The sequence below is a fragment of the Streptomyces sp. SirexAA-E genome (assembly GCF_000177195.2).
Classification (GTDB): domain Bacteria; phylum Actinomycetota; class Actinomycetes; order Streptomycetales; family Streptomycetaceae; genus Streptomyces; species Streptomyces flavovirens.
Genome location: NC_015953.1, coordinates 5,451,355 through 5,469,833 on the forward strand (window position 1 = coordinate 5,451,355; position 18,479 = coordinate 5,469,833).

General features: G+C 65.2%; 5 protein-coding genes, 1 tRNA gene and 3 rRNA genes. 8 read left to right on the plus strand and 1 reads right to left on the minus strand.

The genetic code is table 11. The features are described 5' to 3' along the window. The first annotated feature begins 150 nt into the window (after positions 1-150). The 6 genes from dapA to SACTE_RS24455 all read left to right on the plus strand — a co-directional run bounded on the left by dapA (position 151) and on the right by SACTE_RS24455 (position 8,956). Positions 151-1,050 carry a 4-hydroxy-tetrahydrodipicolinate synthase gene (gene dapA, locus SACTE_RS24430; protein WP_014048692.1) on the plus strand — a complete coding sequence of 300 codons (900 nt, stop codon included), beginning with the start codon at positions 151-153 and terminating at the stop codon, positions 1,048-1,050. A gap of 130 nt (positions 1,051-1,180) precedes the next feature. Next, positions 1,181-2,866, plus strand: a complete 1,686-nt coding sequence (locus SACTE_RS24435) for a ribonuclease J (protein ID WP_014048693.1) — start codon at positions 1,181-1,183, stop codon at positions 2,864-2,866. Positions 2,867-3,508: 642 nt separating this feature from the next. Further along, positions 3,509-5,034 (plus strand): 16S ribosomal RNA (locus tag SACTE_RS24440). A gap of 304 nt (positions 5,035-5,338) precedes the next feature. Continuing rightward, positions 5,339-8,463 (plus strand): 23S ribosomal RNA (locus SACTE_RS24445). A 78-nt stretch (positions 8,464-8,541) separates the two neighbouring features. Next, positions 8,542-8,658: ribosomal RNA gene (gene rrf / locus SACTE_RS24450) — 5S ribosomal RNA — on the plus strand. Together the 16S, 23S and 5S rRNA genes with 1 tRNA gene alongside form the textbook arrangement of a ribosomal RNA operon. Positions 8,659-8,883: 225 nt before the next feature. Continuing rightward, positions 8,884-8,956 (plus strand) — tRNA-Thr (locus SACTE_RS24455). Positions 8,957-9,020: 64 nt separating this feature from the next. Here SACTE_RS24455 and SACTE_RS24460 read toward each other — a convergent pair. After that, positions 9,021-11,633, minus strand: coding sequence for a SpoIIE family protein phosphatase (locus tag SACTE_RS24460; RefSeq protein WP_019993267.1), 2,613 nt, complete (start codon positions 11,631-11,633; stop codon positions 9,021-9,023). Positions 11,634-12,051: 418 nt separating this feature from the next. Here SACTE_RS24460 and SACTE_RS24465 point away from each other — a divergent pair, with 418 nt between their 5' ends. Together SACTE_RS24465 and SACTE_RS24470 are read left to right on the plus strand one after the other, a co-directional pair. Further along, complete coding sequence (locus SACTE_RS24465) at positions 12,052-17,499, plus strand: HAMP domain-containing protein (protein ID WP_014048695.1); 5,448 nt, start codon at positions 12,052-12,054, stop codon at positions 17,497-17,499. A 244-nt stretch (positions 17,500-17,743) separates the two neighbouring features. Further along, the gene (locus SACTE_RS24470) at positions 17,744-18,424 is read left to right on the plus strand and encodes a response regulator (RefSeq protein ID WP_014048696.1); all 681 of its coding nucleotides are present in this window, start codon (positions 17,744-17,746) and stop codon (positions 18,422-18,424) included. Positions 18,425-18,479: the final 55 nt, after the last annotated feature.

Genomic DNA, 18,479 nt, shown 5'->3' on the forward strand with positions numbered 1-18,479 from the left:
GGTGTCCGTATTGCGGCCTTTCGTGAAGTTCATCTAGGCTGATCAAACGGACCCGGCACTGCTTGAACCCCCGAGCAGGCAGTGCCGGGCTCCTCTTCTCCCGTCCCCCGAGGGGGCACGGCGCTCCGAGCAACGAGTAGCGTGTTACCCATGGCTCCGATCTCCACTCCGCAGACCCCCTTCGGGCGGGTCCTCACCGCTATGGTCACGCCCTTCACGGCGGACGGCGCACTCGACCTCGACGGTGCCCAGCGGCTCGCCGCCCATCTGGTGGACGCAGGCAACGACGGCCTGATCGTCAACGGCACCACCGGTGAGTCCCCGACCACCAGCGACGCGGAGAAGGACCAGCTCGTACGGGCGGTGCTCGAAGCCGTCGGAGACCGGGCCCACGTCGTCGCCGGGATCGGCACCAACGACACCCGGCACAGCATCGAGCTGGCCCGCACCGCCGAGCGCACCGGCGCCCACGGCCTCCTCGCGGTCACGCCGTACTACAACAAGCCCCCGCAGGAAGGCCTGCTGCGGCACTTCAGCGCCATCGCGGACTCCACCGGACTGCCCGTGATGCTGTACGACATCCCGGGCCGCAGCGGGGTCCCGATCGACACGGAGACACTCGTACGGCTCGCCGAGCACCCCCGTATCGTCGCCAACAAGGACGCCAAGGGAGACCTGGGGCGCGCCAGCTGGGCCATCGCCCAGTCCGGTCTCGCCTGGTACTCCGGCGACGACATGCTGAACCTCCCGCTGCTCTCGGTCGGAGCCGTCGGCTTCGTCTCCGTCGTCGGCCACGTCGTCAGCCCTGATCTGCGCGCGCTGATCGAGGCGTACCTCGGCGGGGACGTGCAGAAGGCCACGGAGATCCACCAGAAGCTGCTCCCGGTCTTCACCGGGATGTTCCGCACGCAGGGTGTGATCACCACCAAGGCCGCGCTCACCCTGCAGGGCCTGCCGGCCGGTCCGCTGCGCCTGCCTCTGGTGGAACTCACCGCCCAGGAGACGGCCCAGCTCAAGATCGATCTGGCGGCCGGCGGGGTACAGCTGTAACCACGGACTTCACAACTGAATACGCGAGGACACTCGCGACGGATACACCTTCTGACAACAGCAAGTGCACGAATGACATGCGCGCCACGTGCCCTCAGCGGTACGTGGCGTGCGTGGTAAGGAGAGTCTTTTGAGTCATCCGCATCCTGAACTCGGTACCCCGCCGAAGCTCCCGAAGGGCGGTCTGCGCGTCACCCCGCTCGGCGGCCTGGGGGAGATCGGCCGCAACATGACGGTCTTCGAGTACGGCGGCCGCCTGCTCATCGTCGACTGCGGTGTCCTCTTCCCCGAGGAGGAGCAGCCGGGCATCGACCTGATCCTTCCGGACTTCACCACCATCCGGGACCGCCTGGACGACGTCGAGGGCATCGTCCTCACGCACGGCCACGAGGACCACATCGGCGGCGTTCCCTACCTGCTCCGGCTGAAGCCGGACATCCCGCTCATCGGCTCCAAGCTGACCCTCGCGCTCATCGAGGCCAAGCTCCAGGAGCACCGCATCCGCCCGTACACCCTGGAGGTGGAGGAAGGGCAGCGGGAGCGTATCGGTGTCTTCGACTGCGAGTTCATCGCGGTCAACCACTCCATCCCGGACGCGCTCGCGGTGGCCATCCGGACACCCGCCGGCCTGGCTGTCGCCACGGGTGACTTCAAGATGGACCAGCTCCCGCTGGACGGCCGCCTGACCGACCTGCACGCGTTCGCACGGCTGAGCGAGGAGGGCATCGACCTGCTGCTCTCCGACTCGACCAACGCGGAGGTCCCCGGGTTCGTGCCGCCGGAGCGGGACATCTCCAACGTCCTGCGCACGGTCTTCGCCAACGCGCAGAAGCGCATCATCGTGGCGAGCTTCGCCAGTCACGTCCACCGCATCCAGCAGATCCTGGACGCCGCCCACGAGTACGGCCGGCGCGTCGCCTTCGTCGGGCGTTCCATGGTCCGGAACATGGGTATCGCCCGTGACCTGGGCTATCTGAAGGTGCCCGCCGGGCTGGTGGTGGACGTCAAGACGCTCGACGACCTGCCGGACGACGAGGTCGTACTGGTCTGCACGGGCTCCCAGGGCGAGCCGATGGCGGCCCTGTCCCGGATGGCCAACCGCGACCACCAGATCCGCATCGTGCCGGGTGACACGGTGATCCTGGCGTCGTCGCTCATCCCGGGCAACGAGAACGCGGTCTACCGCGTGATCAACGGTCTGACCCGATGGGGCGCGCACGTCGTCCACAAGGGCAATGCGAAGGTCCACGTCTCGGGCCACGCGTCGGCCGGCGAGCTGCTGTACTTCTACAACATCTGCAAGCCGAAGAACCTGATGCCGGTGCACGGTGAGTGGCGCCACCTGCGGGCCAACGCCGAACTGGGCGCGCTGACCGGCGTGCCCAAGGACCACATCGTGATCGCCGAGGACGGCGTCGTCGTCGACCTGATCGACGGCAAGGCGAAGATCGTCGGCAAGGTCCAGGCCGGTTACGTCTACGTCGACGGCCTCTCGGTCGGCGACGTCACGGAGACCTCCCTCAAGGACCGCCGCATCCTCGGCGACGAGGGGATCATCTCGGTCTTCATCGTGGTGGACAGCTCCTCCGGCAAGATCGTGGGCGGACCTCACATCCAGGCCCGCGGTTCGGGCATCGACGACGGTGCGTTCACCGCCGTCGTGCCCAAGGTCGAGGAGGCGCTCAACAAGTCGGCGCAGGACGGGGTGATGGAGCCGCACCAGCTCCAGCAGCTCGTCCGCCGCACGGTGGGCAAGTGGGTCTCGGACACCTACCGCCGGCGCCCGATGATCCTTCCGGTCGTCGTCGAAGTCTGACCGGCAGCCTGTGACCAGGGGCGGGGCACCTCGATTTGCATCGGGGCGCCCCGCTCCAGTACGTTTCTGGTTCCGCCTGAACGGGAAGCACCGCGCGCAGTCATGCGTGCACGTCGCTCCGGACGGGGCGGGAATTCCGACTCAGAATCTCTGATAATGTCGGGTCCGCCGAAAGGCAAAGGCCGATCCACAGGCCATCGGATTCAAAATTCGGACCGGAAACGGAACGGAAAAAGAGTCTGGTAAGGTTGGAACCGCCGGAAAGGGAAACGCGAAAGCGAAGAACTGGAAAGCATGGTGGTGAATTAACCGCCGAGCAGGAACCCGCTTCGACCGGGAATCGGACACGAAAGAGTCTGATAGAGTCGGAAACGCAAGAACGAAGGGAAGCGCCCGGAGGGCCCCGGTGAAACGGGACCGAAGGAAGCGTCCGTTCCTTGAGAACTCAACAGCGTGCCAAAAGTCAACGCCAGATATGTTGATACCCCGGCCTGCTTCGGCAGGTTGGTGGTTCCTTTGAAAAGACCTGCCAGGCCCTTGGGTGCTGGTAGGCGAAACACAGCGAGGACGCTGTGAACGACCGGTCTTATTCCGACCTGGTCGTTCCGCTCTCGTGGTGTTCATCCCGATTACGGGAAAACATTCACGGAGAGTTTGATCCTGGCTCAGGACGAACGCTGGCGGCGTGCTTAACACATGCAAGTCGAACGATGAAGCCCTTCGGGGTGGATTAGTGGCGAACGGGTGAGTAACACGTGGGCAATCTGCCCTTCACTCTGGGACAAGCCCTGGAAACGGGGTCTAATACCGGATAACACTCTGTCCCGCATGGGACGGGGTTAAAAGCTCCGGCGGTGAAGGATGAGCCCGCGGCCTATCAGCTTGTTGGTGGGGTGATGGCCTACCAAGGCGACGACGGGTAGCCGGCCTGAGAGGGCGACCGGCCACACTGGGACTGAGACACGGCCCAGACTCCTACGGGAGGCAGCAGTGGGGAATATTGCACAATGGGCGAAAGCCTGATGCAGCGACGCCGCGTGAGGGATGACGGCCTTCGGGTTGTAAACCTCTTTCAGCAGGGAAGAAGCGAAAGTGACGGTACCTGCAGAAGAAGCGCCGGCTAACTACGTGCCAGCAGCCGCGGTAATACGTAGGGCGCAAGCGTTGTCCGGAATTATTGGGCGTAAAGAGCTCGTAGGCGGCTTGTCACGTCGGATGTGAAAGCCCGGGGCTTAACCCCGGGTCTGCATTCGATACGGGCTAGCTAGAGTGTGGTAGGGGAGATCGGAATTCCTGGTGTAGCGGTGAAATGCGCAGATATCAGGAGGAACACCGGTGGCGAAGGCGGATCTCTGGGCCATTACTGACGCTGAGGAGCGAAAGCGTGGGGAGCGAACAGGATTAGATACCCTGGTAGTCCACGCCGTAAACGTTGGGAACTAGGTGTTGGCGACATTCCACGTCGTCGGTGCCGCAGCTAACGCATTAAGTTCCCCGCCTGGGGAGTACGGCCGCAAGGCTAAAACTCAAAGGAATTGACGGGGGCCCGCACAAGCAGCGGAGCATGTGGCTTAATTCGACGCAACGCGAAGAACCTTACCAAGGCTTGACATATACCGGAAAGCATCAGAGATGGTGCCCCCCTTGTGGTCGGTATACAGGTGGTGCATGGCTGTCGTCAGCTCGTGTCGTGAGATGTTGGGTTAAGTCCCGCAACGAGCGCAACCCTTGTTCTGTGTTGCCAGCATGCCCTTCGGGGTGATGGGGACTCACAGGAGACTGCCGGGGTCAACTCGGAGGAAGGTGGGGACGACGTCAAGTCATCATGCCCCTTATGTCTTGGGCTGCACACGTGCTACAATGGCCGGTACAATGAGCTGCGAAGTCGTGAGGCGGAGCGAATCTCAAAAAGCCGGTCTCAGTTCGGATTGGGGTCTGCAACTCGACCCCATGAAGTCGGAGTTGCTAGTAATCGCAGATCAGCATTGCTGCGGTGAATACGTTCCCGGGCCTTGTACACACCGCCCGTCACGTCACGAAAGTCGGTAACACCCGAAGCCGGTGGCCCAACCCCTTGTGGGAGGGAGCTGTCGAAGGTGGGACTGGCGATTGGGACGAAGTCGTAACAAGGTAGCCGTACCGGAAGGTGCGGCTGGATCACCTCCTTTCTAAGGAGCACTTCTTACCCGGTTCGCTGGGTCAGAGGCCAGTACACCGGCGAATGTTCGGTGCTGGTTGCTCATGGGTGGAACGTTGACTATTCGGCACGATGAGCACGGTTTCGTTAGTACTGCTTCGGCGTGGAAAACGGGAACGGGTTGGTCGGGTCGGGCACGCTGTTGGGTATCTGAAGGTACGGGCTCGTTTGAGTCTGTCCCTTTGGTTGCCGGCCCCAGTGCACTCGTTCGTCAGAACGGGGTGATGGGTGGCTGGTCGTTGTTTGAGAACTGCACAGTGGACGCGAGCATCTGTGGCCAAGTTTTTAAGGGCGCACGGTGGATGCCTTGGCACCAGGAACCGATGAAGGACGTGGGAGGCCACGATAGTCCCCGGGGAGCTGTCAACCAAGCTTTGATCCGGGGGTTTCCGAATGGGGAAACCCGGCAGTCGTCATGGGCTGTCACCCGCTGCTGAACACATAGGCAGTGTGGAGGGAACGAGGGGAAGTGAAACATCTCAGTACCCTCAGGAAGAGAAAACAACCGTGATTCCGGGAGTAGTGGCGAGCGAAACTGGATGAGGCCAAACCGTATGCGTGTGATACCCGGCAGGGGTTGCGCATGCGGGGTTGTGGGATCTCTTTTTCACAGTCTGCCGGCTGTGAGGCGAGTCAGAAACCGTTGATGTAGGCGAAGGACATGCGAAAGGTCCGGCGTAGAGGGTAAGACCCCCGTAGCTGAAACATTAACGGCTCGTTTGAGAGACACCCAAGTAGCACGGGGCCCGAGAAATCCCGTGTGAATCTGGCGGGACCACCCGCTAAGCCTAAATATTCCCTGGTGACCGATAGCGGATAGTACCGTGAGGGAATGGTGAAAAGTACCGCGGGAGCGGAGTGAAATAGTACCTGAAACCGTGTGCCTACAAGCCGTGGGAGCGTCGCTGTTGTTCTTCGGAACAGCAGTCGTGACTGCGTGCCTTTTGAAGAATGAGCCTGCGAGTTAGCGGTGTGTAGCGAGGTTAACCCGTGTGGGGAAGCCGTAGCGAAAGCGAGTCCGAATAGGGCGTTTGAGTTGCACGCTCTAGACCCGAAGCGGAGTGATCTAGCCATGGGCAGGTTGAAGCGGAGGTAAGACTTCGTGGAGGACCGAACCCACCAGGGTTGAAAACCTGGGGGATGACCTGTGGTTAGGGGTGAAAGGCCAATCAAACTCCGTGATAGCTGGTTCTCCCCGAAATGCATTTAGGTGCAGCGTCGTGTGTTTCTTGCCGGAGGTAGAGCACTGGATAGGCGATGGGCCCTACCGGGTTACTGACCTTAGCCAAACTCCGAATGCCGGTAAGTGAGAGCGCGGCAGTGAGACTGTGGGGGATAAGCTCCATGGTCGAGAGGGAAACAGCCCAGAGCATCGACTAAGGCCCCTAAGCGTACGCTAAGTGGGAAAGGATGTGGAGTCGCAGAGACAACCAGGAGGTTGGCTTAGAAGCAGCCACCCTTGAAAGAGTGCGTAATAGCTCACTGGTCAAGTGATTCCGCGCCGACAATGTAGCGGGGCTCAAGCGTACCGCCGAAGTCGTGTCATTCATACACATATCCTCAACGGGAGTATGGATGGGTAGGGGAGCGTCGTGTGCCGGGTGAAGCAGCCGCGGAAGCGAGTTGTGGACGGTTCACGAGTGAGAATGCAGGCATGAGTAGCGATACACACGTGAGAAACGTGTGCGCCGATTGACTAAGGGTTCCTGGGTCAAGCTGATCTGCCCAGGGTAAGTCGGGACCTAAGGCGAGGCCGACAGGCGTAGTCGATGGACAACCGGTTGATATTCCGGTACCCGCTTTGAAACGCCCAGTACTGAATCAGGCGATGCTAAGTCCGTGAAGCCGGCCCGATCTCTTCGGAGTTGAGGGTAGTGGTGGAGCCGATGAACCAGACTTGTAGTAGGTAAGCGATGGGGTGACGCAGGAAGGTAGTCCAGCCCGGGCGGTGGTTGTCCCGGGGTAAGGGTGTAGGACGCACGGTAGGCAAATCCGTCGTGCATATAGTCTGAGACCTGATGCCGAGCCGATTGTGGTGAAGTGGATGATCCTATGCTGTCGAGAAAAGCCTCTAGCGAGTTTCATGGCGGCCCGTACCCTAAACCGACTCAGGTAGTCAGGTAGAGAATACCGAGGCGTTCGGGTGAACTATGGTTAAGGAACTCGGCAAAATGCCCCCGTAACTTCGGGAGAAGGGGGGCCATCACTGGTGAGGGGACTTGCTTCCTGAGCTGGGGGTGGCCGCAGAGACCAGCGAGAAGCGACTGTTTACTAAAAACACAGGTCCGTGCGAAGCCGTAAGGCGATGTATACGGACTGACGCCTGCCCGGTGCTGGAACGTTAAGGGGACCGGTTAGTGCACTTTCGGGTGTGCGAAGCTGAGAACTTAAGCGCCAGTAAACGGCGGTGGTAACTATAACCATCCTAAGGTAGCGAAATTCCTTGTCGGGTAAGTTCCGACCTGCACGAATGGCGTAACGACTTCTCGACTGTCTCAACCATAGGCCCGGTGAAATTGCACTACGAGTAAAGATGCTCGTTTCGCGCAGCAGGACGGAAAGACCCCGGGACCTTTACTATAGTTTGATATTGGTGTTCGGTTCGGCTTGTGTAGGATAGGTGGGAGACTTTGAAGCAGCCACGCCAGTGGTTGTGGAGTCGCCGTTGAAATACCACTCTGGTCGTGCTGGATGTCTAACCTGGGTCCGTGATCCGGATCAGGGACAGTGTCTGATGGGTAGTTTAACTGGGGCGGTTGCCTCCTAAAGAGTAACGGAGGCGCCCAAAGGTTCCCTCAGCCTGGTTGGCAATCAGGTGTTGAGTGTAAGTGCACAAGGGAGCTTGACTGTGAGACCGACGGGTCGAGCAGGGACGAAAGTCGGGACTAGTGATCCGGCAGTGGCTTGTGGAAGCGCTGTCGCTCAACGGATAAAAGGTACCCCGGGGATAACAGGCTGATCTTCCCCAAGAGTCCATATCGACGGGATGGTTTGGCACCTCGATGTCGGCTCGTCGCATCCTGGGGCTGGAGTCGGTCCCAAGGGTTGGGCTGTTCGCCCATTAAAGCGGTACGCGAGCTGGGTTTAGAACGTCGTGAGACAGTTCGGTCCCTATCCGCTGTGCGCGTAGGAATATTGAGAAGGGCTGTCCCTAGTACGAGAGGACCGGGACGGACGAACCTCTGGTGTGCCAGTTGTCCTGCCAAGGGCATGGCTGGTTGGCTACGTTCGGAAAGGATAACCGCTGAAAGCATCTAAGCGGGAAGCCTGCTTCGAGATGAGTATTCCCACCACCTTGAGTGGTTAAGGCTCCCAGTAGACGACTGGGTTGATAGGCCAGATGTGGAAGCCCGGTAACGGGTGGAGCTGACTGGTACTAATAGGCCGAGGGCTTGTCCTCAGTTGCTCGCGTCCACTGTGTTGGTTCTGAAATAACGAACTGCCGTGTTTTCTCCGGTGTTGGTTAATTTCATAGTGTTTCGGTGGTCATTGCGTTAGGGAAACGCCCGGTTACATTCCGAACCCGGAAGCTAAGCCTTTCAGCGCCGATGGTACTGCAGGGGGGACCCTGTGGGAGAGTAGGACGCCGCCGAACTATTGTTCCGGGAAAGCCCCGTGCCCTTGTGGCACGGGGCTTTTCTGCGTTCCAGGGGAGCCCGCCCGCAGGAGGTTCGAAGCGGAGGCTCCTGGCCGGCGACGGAGGCCCGCATCCGGGCGCGTAGCCGGAAGCCGCAGAAGCAGGGAGCTGCCGAACGGTGGTTCTGAGCAGCGCCTGATTAGGGTATGCTTTAGCTCGTTGCCGCAGGGCGACAAGCAACAGGCCCCAATAGCTCAGTCGGTAGAGCGTCTCCATGGTAAGGAGAAGGTCTGCGGTTCGATTCCGCATTGGGGCTCAGGAAAGCAGAAAGGCCCCCGCCTGAGGCGGGGGCCTTTCTGCTGTGCGCGACGACGCGTCCCCTAGAAGTTCTGCGGCTCCGGGACACGCATGGCCAGGATCGCCATGTCGTCCGATGCCGGCTCCGCCGCGAAGCGCTCGACCGCCCGCAGAATGCGGCCCGCGACCGCGCCGGCCGTGAGGCCCGTACACACCGAGAGAACCTCTGCCAAGCCGTCGTCGCCCAACATGCGGGTCCCCTCACGGCGTTCGGTCACACCGTCCGTCACACAGAGCAGGACATCGCCCGGCTCCAGGGTGACCTCCTGTTCGTACAACTCCAGATCGTCCATGACGCCCAGCAGCGGCTGGGGGTCGGCCGCGGCCTCCACGGAGCCGTCCTGACGCAGACGCAGCGGAAGGGGATGCCCGGCGCAGACCACCTTCAGAAGGGCGCTGCCGTCCTCCTGTGGCCACAACTCCCCGTACAGCAGGGTGAGGAAGCGGCTGCGGTCGCCCTCGTCCATGATGGCCGCATTGAGGCGCTCCAGCACCGCAGGGCCCCCGAAGCCCTCACGGGCCAGCAGGCGCAGCGCATGGCGGGCCAGGCCCGTGACCGCCGCCGCCTCCGGCCCCGTACCGCAGACGTCGCCGATGGCGAAACCGTAGGCGCCGTCGCTGATGGGGAAGACGTCGTAGAAGTCGCCGCCGACCTCGTTGCCCTCTCCCGCGGCGCGGTAGATCACCTCGATCTCGACGTTGGGCACATCGGGCAGGCCCGGCGGGAGCAGACTGCGCTGAAGGGACTGGCTGATGGCCATGCGCTCCGAGTACAGCCGGGCGTTGTCCAGCGCCAGGGCCGCCCGCCGGGACAGGTCCTCGGCCAGCTCCAGGATCTCCTGTCGGAAGTGCTCGTCGGACGGCTTGCCCAGCGTGAGCATGCCGATCACACGGTTGCGTGCGACGAGTGGCAGCACCACCGTCTCGCCGCCGACCGCGGCGGCCGTCGCCAGCGTCGTACGCGCGGCCGTCCCCATGCTCAAGGGTGCGTCCCTGCCGAGCGTCCGGGTGGAGACGCGCAGGGCGGCCTCGTGGCCGGCGCGGGCGGGAGCGGGCCAGATGCGCGCCCCCGGGGTCGGCACGGGGTCCGGTGGGGCGATGGAGGCCAACAGTTCCTTGAGGCCGTCGATACGCTCCTCGTCCTCGTGCAGGACGTACGAGAGGTACGGCTCCGAGAACTGATCGGCGATCGTGTACACGGCGCACCAGGTCGCCAGCGTCGGCACCGTCATCTGCGCCATGAGCGCCAGTGTCTGGTCCCTGTCCAGGGTGCCCGCCAGCAGGTCGGACGCCTCGACCAGGAACGACAGGGAACCGCGGCGCAGCCGCTCCAGCTCTCCGAGCCTGGCCGACTCCACGGCGAGCGCGATGCGGTCGGCCGCGAACTGCAGGCGCAGCGCCTCCTCGTTGGAGTACCGGCCCGCCGCCTCCGCGGCGACCCCCAGGGAACCGGTGAGCCGCCCCTCGACCTTGAGCGGGACCGTGACGACGGAACGCATCCCCGTGTCGGTGAGCAGCGGTACGGCGCCCGGGACGGCCGCCAGGTCCTCATGGACCGCGGGCATCCGGGCCGAGCTGTAACGGTTGGTGCCCGCCTCGACGGGGACCCTGGCGAAGCGCTGACGGGCCGAGGGCAGTCCGGTCGTCGCCCGGACCTCGAGCTCCGTCTCGTCGTCCGTGGCCAGCAGCAGGAACGCGGCGTCGGCGTCCAGCATGTCGCGGGCGCGCTCGACCGTGCGCTGCAGCAGTCCGTCGAGGTCGTCAGGGGCCGGAGAGCCGATGAAGACCTCGAAGGGATCCGCGGCGCGGTGCTCGTTCGAGGAGTCGACGGGGGCCCGCACCGGGGTCTGCAGCACGGCACGCTCGTAGTCGCGCACCAGGAGGCAGACCGTGGAGGGCTCACCCTGGGTGTCACGGACCCTGAGGTGCGAGGCGTACACCGGGATCACCCGGCCGTCCGCGCCGCGGATGCCGTAGCTGCCCTCCCAGCGGGAGAGCCGCAGCGCGTCGGCGATGCCCGTGCTCGTGCCCGGGGTGTGCGGCCAGGCCGCGAAGTCGGTGAGCTGCTTGCCGGTGACCTGGTCGGCCGCGTACCCGAAGAGGAAGACGGCGTCGTCGTTCCAGGAGGCGATGGCCCCCGAGCTGTCCATCTGGACGACCGCGACCCGCACCCGCTCGTCGGCGACCGGAAGCAGGGCCGTGGGCAGGACCGGTCCCGCGGAACGGATACCCACCGGGCGCTCGGGAAGATCGAGCTGGAACCAGACATGTTTGTGCGCCGGGCTGTACTCGACGCCCCAGCGCGTGGCGAGAGCGGCGCAGAGCAGCAGCCCGCGGCCGCCTTCCCGGTCCGGGCTGCCGAAGTCCAGCCCGGAGCTCTGCAGCGGGATCTCACGCTCCGGGTAGTGGTCGGACACCTCGACGCGCACACCGTCCTCGGTGCGCAGACACAGGACGTCGGCCGCGGTGCCGGCGTGGACGACCGCGTTGGTCACGAGTTCGCTGGTCAGGACGACGGCGTCGTCGACGACGTCGGTGTACCCCCACCCCTGGAGGGTGTCGCGGACAAATGCGCGGGCCGTCGCCACCGAGCGTCCGACCGGATCGAAGGTGGCAGCCGCACGCGCGGTGATCACAGCACTCCCCATATGGTGTCTCGTCGCTTCCCCGAGTCCTGTGCCCGTTTCTCGCCGCTTCGATTCGCTTGCCAGGCTAGACGCTCGCCCGGTGTCCCGGGTACACGAGGGCGTACTTGTCTCCCCGGCCCCTCGGGTGGTGCGCGGGCGTGCGGCTGTGGATGCCCGGTGAGGGAAGAGCGACAACCGCACGACCTTGCCCCCCGTCCGGTTCCGGCCTGGTACGTTTCAACGATTTGACGTCCGCATAGTCACCCGTCGACGGTGTGCTGTGGCGGTGAGCCAAAGTGGAAGTGGGAAAGCTTCCGACAGCGGGTCCGAACGGCCCGAGCGAACGGTCAACCCCTGCGGGAGGGACACGGTGGAGTCTGGCGTGGCGGCGCGGGGTTCAGGAACGCGCACAAAAGGCGGACAGTCCGTGAAAAAACAGCGCCATGGAACCATCGAAGTGGACGCGGCGGCTCTGAACAGACTGCTCGCGGCCCTGGTGGCGATGCGCGACGGCAACTTCCGCAGGCGGCTGACCGTCTCCGGCGACGGCCTGCTCCCGGAGATCGCGGCGGTCTTCAACGAGGTCGCCGACCGCAACCTCCATCTGACCGGTGAGCTGGCCCGGGTGCGCCGCGTGGTCGGCCGCGAGGGAAAGCTCACCGAACGACTGGAGACCGGCGCCTGCGAGGGCTCCTGGGCGGCCGCGATCGACGCCTCCAACGAGCTCGTCGACGATCTGGCGCGGCCGGTGTCCGAGGTCGGGCGGGTGCTCTCCGCGGTCGCCGACGGTGACCTGGAGCAGCGGATGGAGCTGCGGACGCACACGGCCGACGAGACGGTGCGGCCCCTGCGCGGCGAGTTCCTGAAGGTCGCCCGTACGGTCAACAACCTGGTCGACCAGCTGTCCGCCTTCACCGAGCAGGTGACGCGCGTCGCGGTCGAGGTGGGTACGGAGGGCAAGCTGGGCGGGCAGGCCCAGGTGCGGGGCATGTCCGGGTCCTGGAAGGACCTCACGGACTCCGTGAACACCATGGCGTACCGGCTGACCGCACAGGTGCGTGACATCGCCCTGGTGACGACCGCCGTGGCCAAGGGGGACCTGTCGCGGAAGGTCACCGTCCACGTGGCCGGTGAGATGCTCCAGCTGAAGAACACCGTCAACACGATGGTCGACCAGCTGTCGTCGTTCTCCTCCGAGGTGACCCGGGTCGCCCGCGAGGTGGGCACCGAGGGCGAGCTCGGCGGCCAGGCGACGGTCCCCGGGGTGGCCGGGGTCTGGAAGGACCTCACCGACTCCGTCAACACGATGGCGGGCAACCTCACCTCCCAGGTACGGGGTATCGCCGAGGTGACGACGGCCGTCGCCAACGGCGACCTGTCGCAGAAGGTCACGGTGAGCGCACGGGGCGAGGTCGCCCAGCTCGCCGAGACGATCAACCAGATGACGGAGACGCTGCGCACCTTCGCCGACGAGGTGACGCGCGTGGCGAGCGAGGTCGGCGGCGAGGGGCTGCTCGGCGGGCAGGCGCAGGTGCCCGGAGCCGCCGGTACCTGGAAGGACCTCACCGACTCGGTGAACACGGTCTTCCGGAACCTGACGACACAGGTGCGGGACATCGCGCAGGTGACCACGGCCGTGGCCAGTGGTGACATGACGCAGAAGGTCACCGTCGACGTGGCCGGTGAGATGCTGGAGCTCAAGAACACCGTCAACACCATGGTGGACCAGCTTCAGTCCTTCGGGTCCGAGGTGACCCGGGTCGCCCGGGAGGTCGGCGTCGAGGGGCGCCTCGGCGGCCAGGCCGAGGTGCCGGGCGCGGCGGGTACCTGGAAGGACCTCACCGACTCGGTGAACACCGCCTTCCGCAACCTGACCGGCCAGGTCCGGGACATCGCCCAGGTGACCACCGCCGTCGCCAACGGCGACCTCTCGCAGAAGGTCACCGTCGATGTGGCCGGTGAGATGCTGGAGCTCAAGAACACCGTCAACACCATGGTGGCGCAGCTGTCCAACTTCGCCGACCAGGTGACTCGGATGGCCCGTGACGTGGGCACGGAGGGCCGTCTCGGCGGTCAGGCGCGCGTCGACGGTGTGTCCGGCACCTGGAAGGAACTCACCGACTCCGTCAACTTCATGGCGGGCAACCTCACCTCCCAGGTGCGGCAGATCGCCCAGGTGACGACGGCGGTGGCGCGCGGTGACCTGTCGCAGAAGATCGACGTGGACGCCCGGGGCGAGATCCTGGAACTGAAGAACACCATCAACACGATGGTGGACCAGCTCTCCGCCTTCGCCGACCAGGTGACCCGGGTGGCCCGCGAGGTGGGCACCGACGGGCGGCTGGGCGGCCAGGCGCAGGTTCCGGGCGTGGCCGGCGTATGGCGTGACCTGACGGACTCGGTGAACGGCATGGCGGGGAACCTGACCGCCCAGGTCCGCAACATCGCCCAGGTCGCCACGGCGGTGGCGCGGGGCGACCTGTCGCAGAAGATCGACGTGGACGCCCGGGGCGAGATCCTCGAGCTGAAGAACACGCTCAACACCATGGTCGACCAGCTGTCCAACTTCGCCGAGCAGGTGACCCGGGTCGCCCGCGAGGTGGGCACGGAAGGCATCCTCGGCGGACAGGCGGAGGTGCAGGGCGTCTCCGGTACGTGGAAGGACCTCACCCAGTCCGTCAACGGCATGGCGAACAACCTCACCCTCCAGGTGCGGAATATCGCCGAGGTGACCACCGCCGTCGCCAAGGGCGACCTCTCCAAGAAGATCACTGTCGACGCCAAGGGCGAGATCCTCGAACTGGTGACGACGGTCAACACGATGGTCGACCAGCTGCTCAACTTCGCGGACGAGGTGACGAGGGTCGCCCGCGAGGTGGGTACCGAGGGCATCCTCGGCGGGCAGGCCCGGGTGCGCGGTGCGACGGGCATCTGGAAGGACCTCAGCGACAACGTCAACCTGATGGCCAACAACCTGACCAGCCAGGTGCGCAACATCTCCCGGGTCTCGTCCGCGGTCGCCAACGGAGACCTGACGAAGAAGGTCACCGTCGAGGCGCGCGGCGAGGTCGCCGAACTCGCCGACACCGTCAACACGATGGTGACGACGCTGTCCTCGTTCGCCGACGAGGTGACCCGGGTGGCCCGCGAGGTGGGCACCGAGGGCGAGCTGGGCGGGCAGGCGCGCGTCCCGGGTGTCTCGGGCACCTGGAAGGACCTCACCGAGTCGGTGAACTCGATGGCGTCCAACCTGACGGGCCAGGTACGCCAGATCGCCACGGTCACCACGGCCATCGCCAAGGGAGACCTGACGAAGAAGATCGACATCGACGCCCGGGGCGAGATCCAGGAGCTGAAGAACACCATCAACACGATGGTGGACCAGCTCTCGTCCTTCGCGGAGCAGGTGACCCGGGTGGCCCGTGAGGTGGGTACCGAGGGCCAGTTGGGCGGGCAGGCCCGGGTGCGCGACGTCGACGGCACCTGGCGTGACCTCACCGAGTCGGTGAACGAGATGGCCGGGAACCTCACCCGGCAGGTGCGCGCCATCGCCGCGGTCGCCACCGCGGTGACCCGGGGCGACCTGAACCTCAAGATCGACGTCGACGCGGCCGGCGAGATCCAGGTGCTGCAGGACAACATCAACACGATGATCGCCAACCTGCGCGACACCACCCTGGCCAACAAGGAACAGGACTGGCTCAAGGGCAACCTCGCCCGCATCTCCGGCCTGATGCAGGGCCGCCGCGACCTGGACGACGTGGCCTCGCTGATCATGAGCGAGCTGACCCCGGTCGTCTCGGCCCAGCACGGGGCGTTCTTCCTCGCCGTGCCCACCGGCGACAGCGACGAGGTGGGTACGGCCGACGGCGGCAAGGACAGCGCGTACGAGCTGCGGATGCGCGGCAGTTACGGCTACTCGGCGGGCTCGATGCCGACGTCCTTCCGGCCCGGCGAGACGCTCATCGGTACGGCTGCCGAGGAGAAGCGGACGATCCAGGTGGACAACGTGCCGCCCGGCTACCTGAAGATCTCCTCCGGGCTCGGTGAGGCGCCCCCGGCGCACGTGATCGTGCTCCCGGTGCTCTTCGAGGGCAAGGTGCTCGGCGTGATCGAACTGGCCTCGTTCCAGCCGTTCACGCACATCCAGAGGGACTTCCTCAACCAGCTCGCCGAGATGATCGCGACGAGTGTCAACACCATCAGCGTCAACACGAAGACGGAGAAGCTCCTCGAACAGTCCCAGGAGCTCACCGAACAGCTCCGGGACCGCTCCCAGGAGCTGGAGAACCGGCAGAAGGCACTCCAGGCCTCCAACGCCGAACTGGAGGAGAAGGCCGAGCTGCTGGCGCAGCAGAACCGCGACATCGAGGTGAAGAACACCGAGATCGAGGAGGCCCGGCAGGTCCTGGAGGAGCGCGCCGAGCAGCTCGCGGTCTCGATGCGCTACAAGTCGGAGTTCCTGGCGAACATGTCGCACGAGCTGCGCACCCCGCTCAACTCGCTGCTCATCCTCGCCAAGCTGCTCGCCGACAACGCCGAGAGCAACCTCTCGCCGAAGCAGGTGGAGTTCGCCGAGACGATCCACGGCGCGGGCTCCGACCTGCTCCAGCTGATCAACGACATCCTGGACCTGTCCAAGGTCGAGGCGGGCAAGATGGACGTCAGTCCGACCCGGATCGCCCTGGTCCAGCTGGTCGACTACGTGGAGGCGACGTTCCGGCCGCTCACCGCGGAGAAGGGGCTCGACTTCTCCGTACGGGTCTCCCCGGAGCTGCCGGCCACGCTGCACACGGACGAGCAGCGGCTGCTCCAGGTGCTGCGCAACCTGCTGTCCAACGCGGTGAAGTTCACCGACAGCGGTGCCGTGGAGCTGGTGATCCGGCCGGCCGGCGCGGACGTGCCGAACTCCATCAGGGAACACCTGCTGGAGGCCGGCTCGCTGCACGACGCCGACGCGGACCTGATCGCGTTCTCCGTCACCGACACCGGGATCGGTATCGCGTCGAGCAAGATGCTCGTGATCTTCGAGGCGTTCAAGCAGGCCGACGGCACCACCAGCCGCAAGTACGGCGGTACGGGGCTCGGGCTCTCCATCAGCCGGGAGATCGCGCGTCTGCTGGGCGGCGAGATCCACGCCGCGAGCGAGCCGGGACGCGGGTCGACCTTCACGCTGTACCTGCCGCTGCACCCGAGCGGGCTGCCGCCGCAGGGCTACCCGCAGACGGTGCCCGGGAGCGTCGAGATCCCCTCGGGCGGCGCGGGGGAGGACCCGCACCTGGAGACGGGACCGCACGCCGGTGACGAGCCGCCCCTGGGCGATCCGGCCGGTACCGCCGGGGTGTTCCGGCGCCGGCGCAAGGCCCTGGGGACGGCGGCCCGCCGCCCGGCCCTGCCGAACGGCGCCACCGGCGAGGCGGACACCGCCCCGGCCCCCGTGCCGGAGGAGTGGGTGCAGGGCCCGCAGGAGGAACAGGAGACCCGGCCGGTGTTCCGCTTCCACGGGGAGAAGGTGCTCATCGTCGACGACGACATCCGCAACGTCTTCGCGCTCACCAGCGTGCTGGAGCAGCACGGGCTGTCGGTGCTGTACGCGGAGAACGGGCGCGAGGGCATCGAAGTCCTCGAGCAGCACGACGATGTGACGATCGTGCTGATGGACATCATGATGCCCGAGATGGACGGCTACGCCACGACGACGGCGATCCGGAGGATGCCCCAGTTCGCGGGGCTGCCCATCGTCGCGCTCACCGCGAAGGCGATGAAGGGCGACCGGGAGAAGGCGATCGACTGCGGAGCCTCCGACTACGTCACCAAGCCCGTCGATTCCGACCACCTGTTGTCCGTGATGGAAAGGTGGATGCGCGGAGAGTGACCGCACAGGGTGCCTGTCATCGCGAACCCTTGATCGGTTGTGCTGGAACGGGTGTGAGTGTGAGGAATCCGGGGAACCTTCTGGACTCGCCCCGCGTTTGAGCTATGTGCACAGTGACATCGCGGTGACAGGGTGTGGTGACGGGCGGGGTGCGGCTACCATGACCGGCACAAGGACGGACGGCGTAAGGGAGTCGTCCCCTGGGGCGGCACCCGGTGCGATTCCGGGGCGAGGAGGGCGGGCCATGATGCAGAAGGCCAAGATCCTCCTGGTCGATGACCGGCCGGAGAATCTGCTGGCGCTGGAGGCCATCCTCTCTGCGCTCGATCAGACACTGGTGCGGGCATCGTCAGGGGAGGAGGCGCTCAAAGCGCTGCTCACGGACGATTTCGCGGTCATTCTGCTGGACGTCCAGATGCCAGGCATGGACGGATTCGAGACGGCCGCGCACATCAAACGGCGGGAGCGGACCCGGGACATCCCGATCATCTTCCTCACCGCGATCAACCACGGCCCGCACCACACCTTCCGGGGTTACGCGGCGGGCGCGGTGGACTACATCTCGAAGCCTTTCGACCCCTGGGTGCTGCGGGCCAAGGTCTCGGTCTTCGTCGAGCTGTACATGAAGAACTGCCAGCTGCGTGAACAGGCCGCACTGCTGCGGCTCCAGCTCGAGGGCGGCGTGCAGCCGGGCGCCGACGACAAGGAGCCCGCGGGCCTGCTGGCCGAGCTCTCGGCTCGGCTGGCCGCGGTCGAGGAGCAGGCGGAAGCCCTCTCCAAGCAGCTGGACGACGATTCGGCCGACGCCGCGGCCGTGGCCACCGCCGCCCATCTGGAGCGCAAGCTGACCGGGCTGCGCCGTGCGCTGGACGCTCTGGAGCCCGGCACCGGCGGCTCAGCGAACGCGCTGCCCTCGCAGGGCTAGCGGCCCCGGGGGTTGCCGCGGCTGACAGGACGTCAGTTTCGCGCCTCGACCGGGC

Coding starts and splice junctions, on each gene's coding strand:
- dapA (WP_014048692.1), top strand. CDS start 151: ATGGCTCCGATCTCCACTCCGCAGACCCCCTTCGGGCGGGTCCTCACC.
- SACTE_RS24470 (WP_014048696.1), top strand. CDS start 17,744: ATGATGCAGAAGGCCAAGATCCTCCTGGTCGATGACCGGCCGGAGAAT.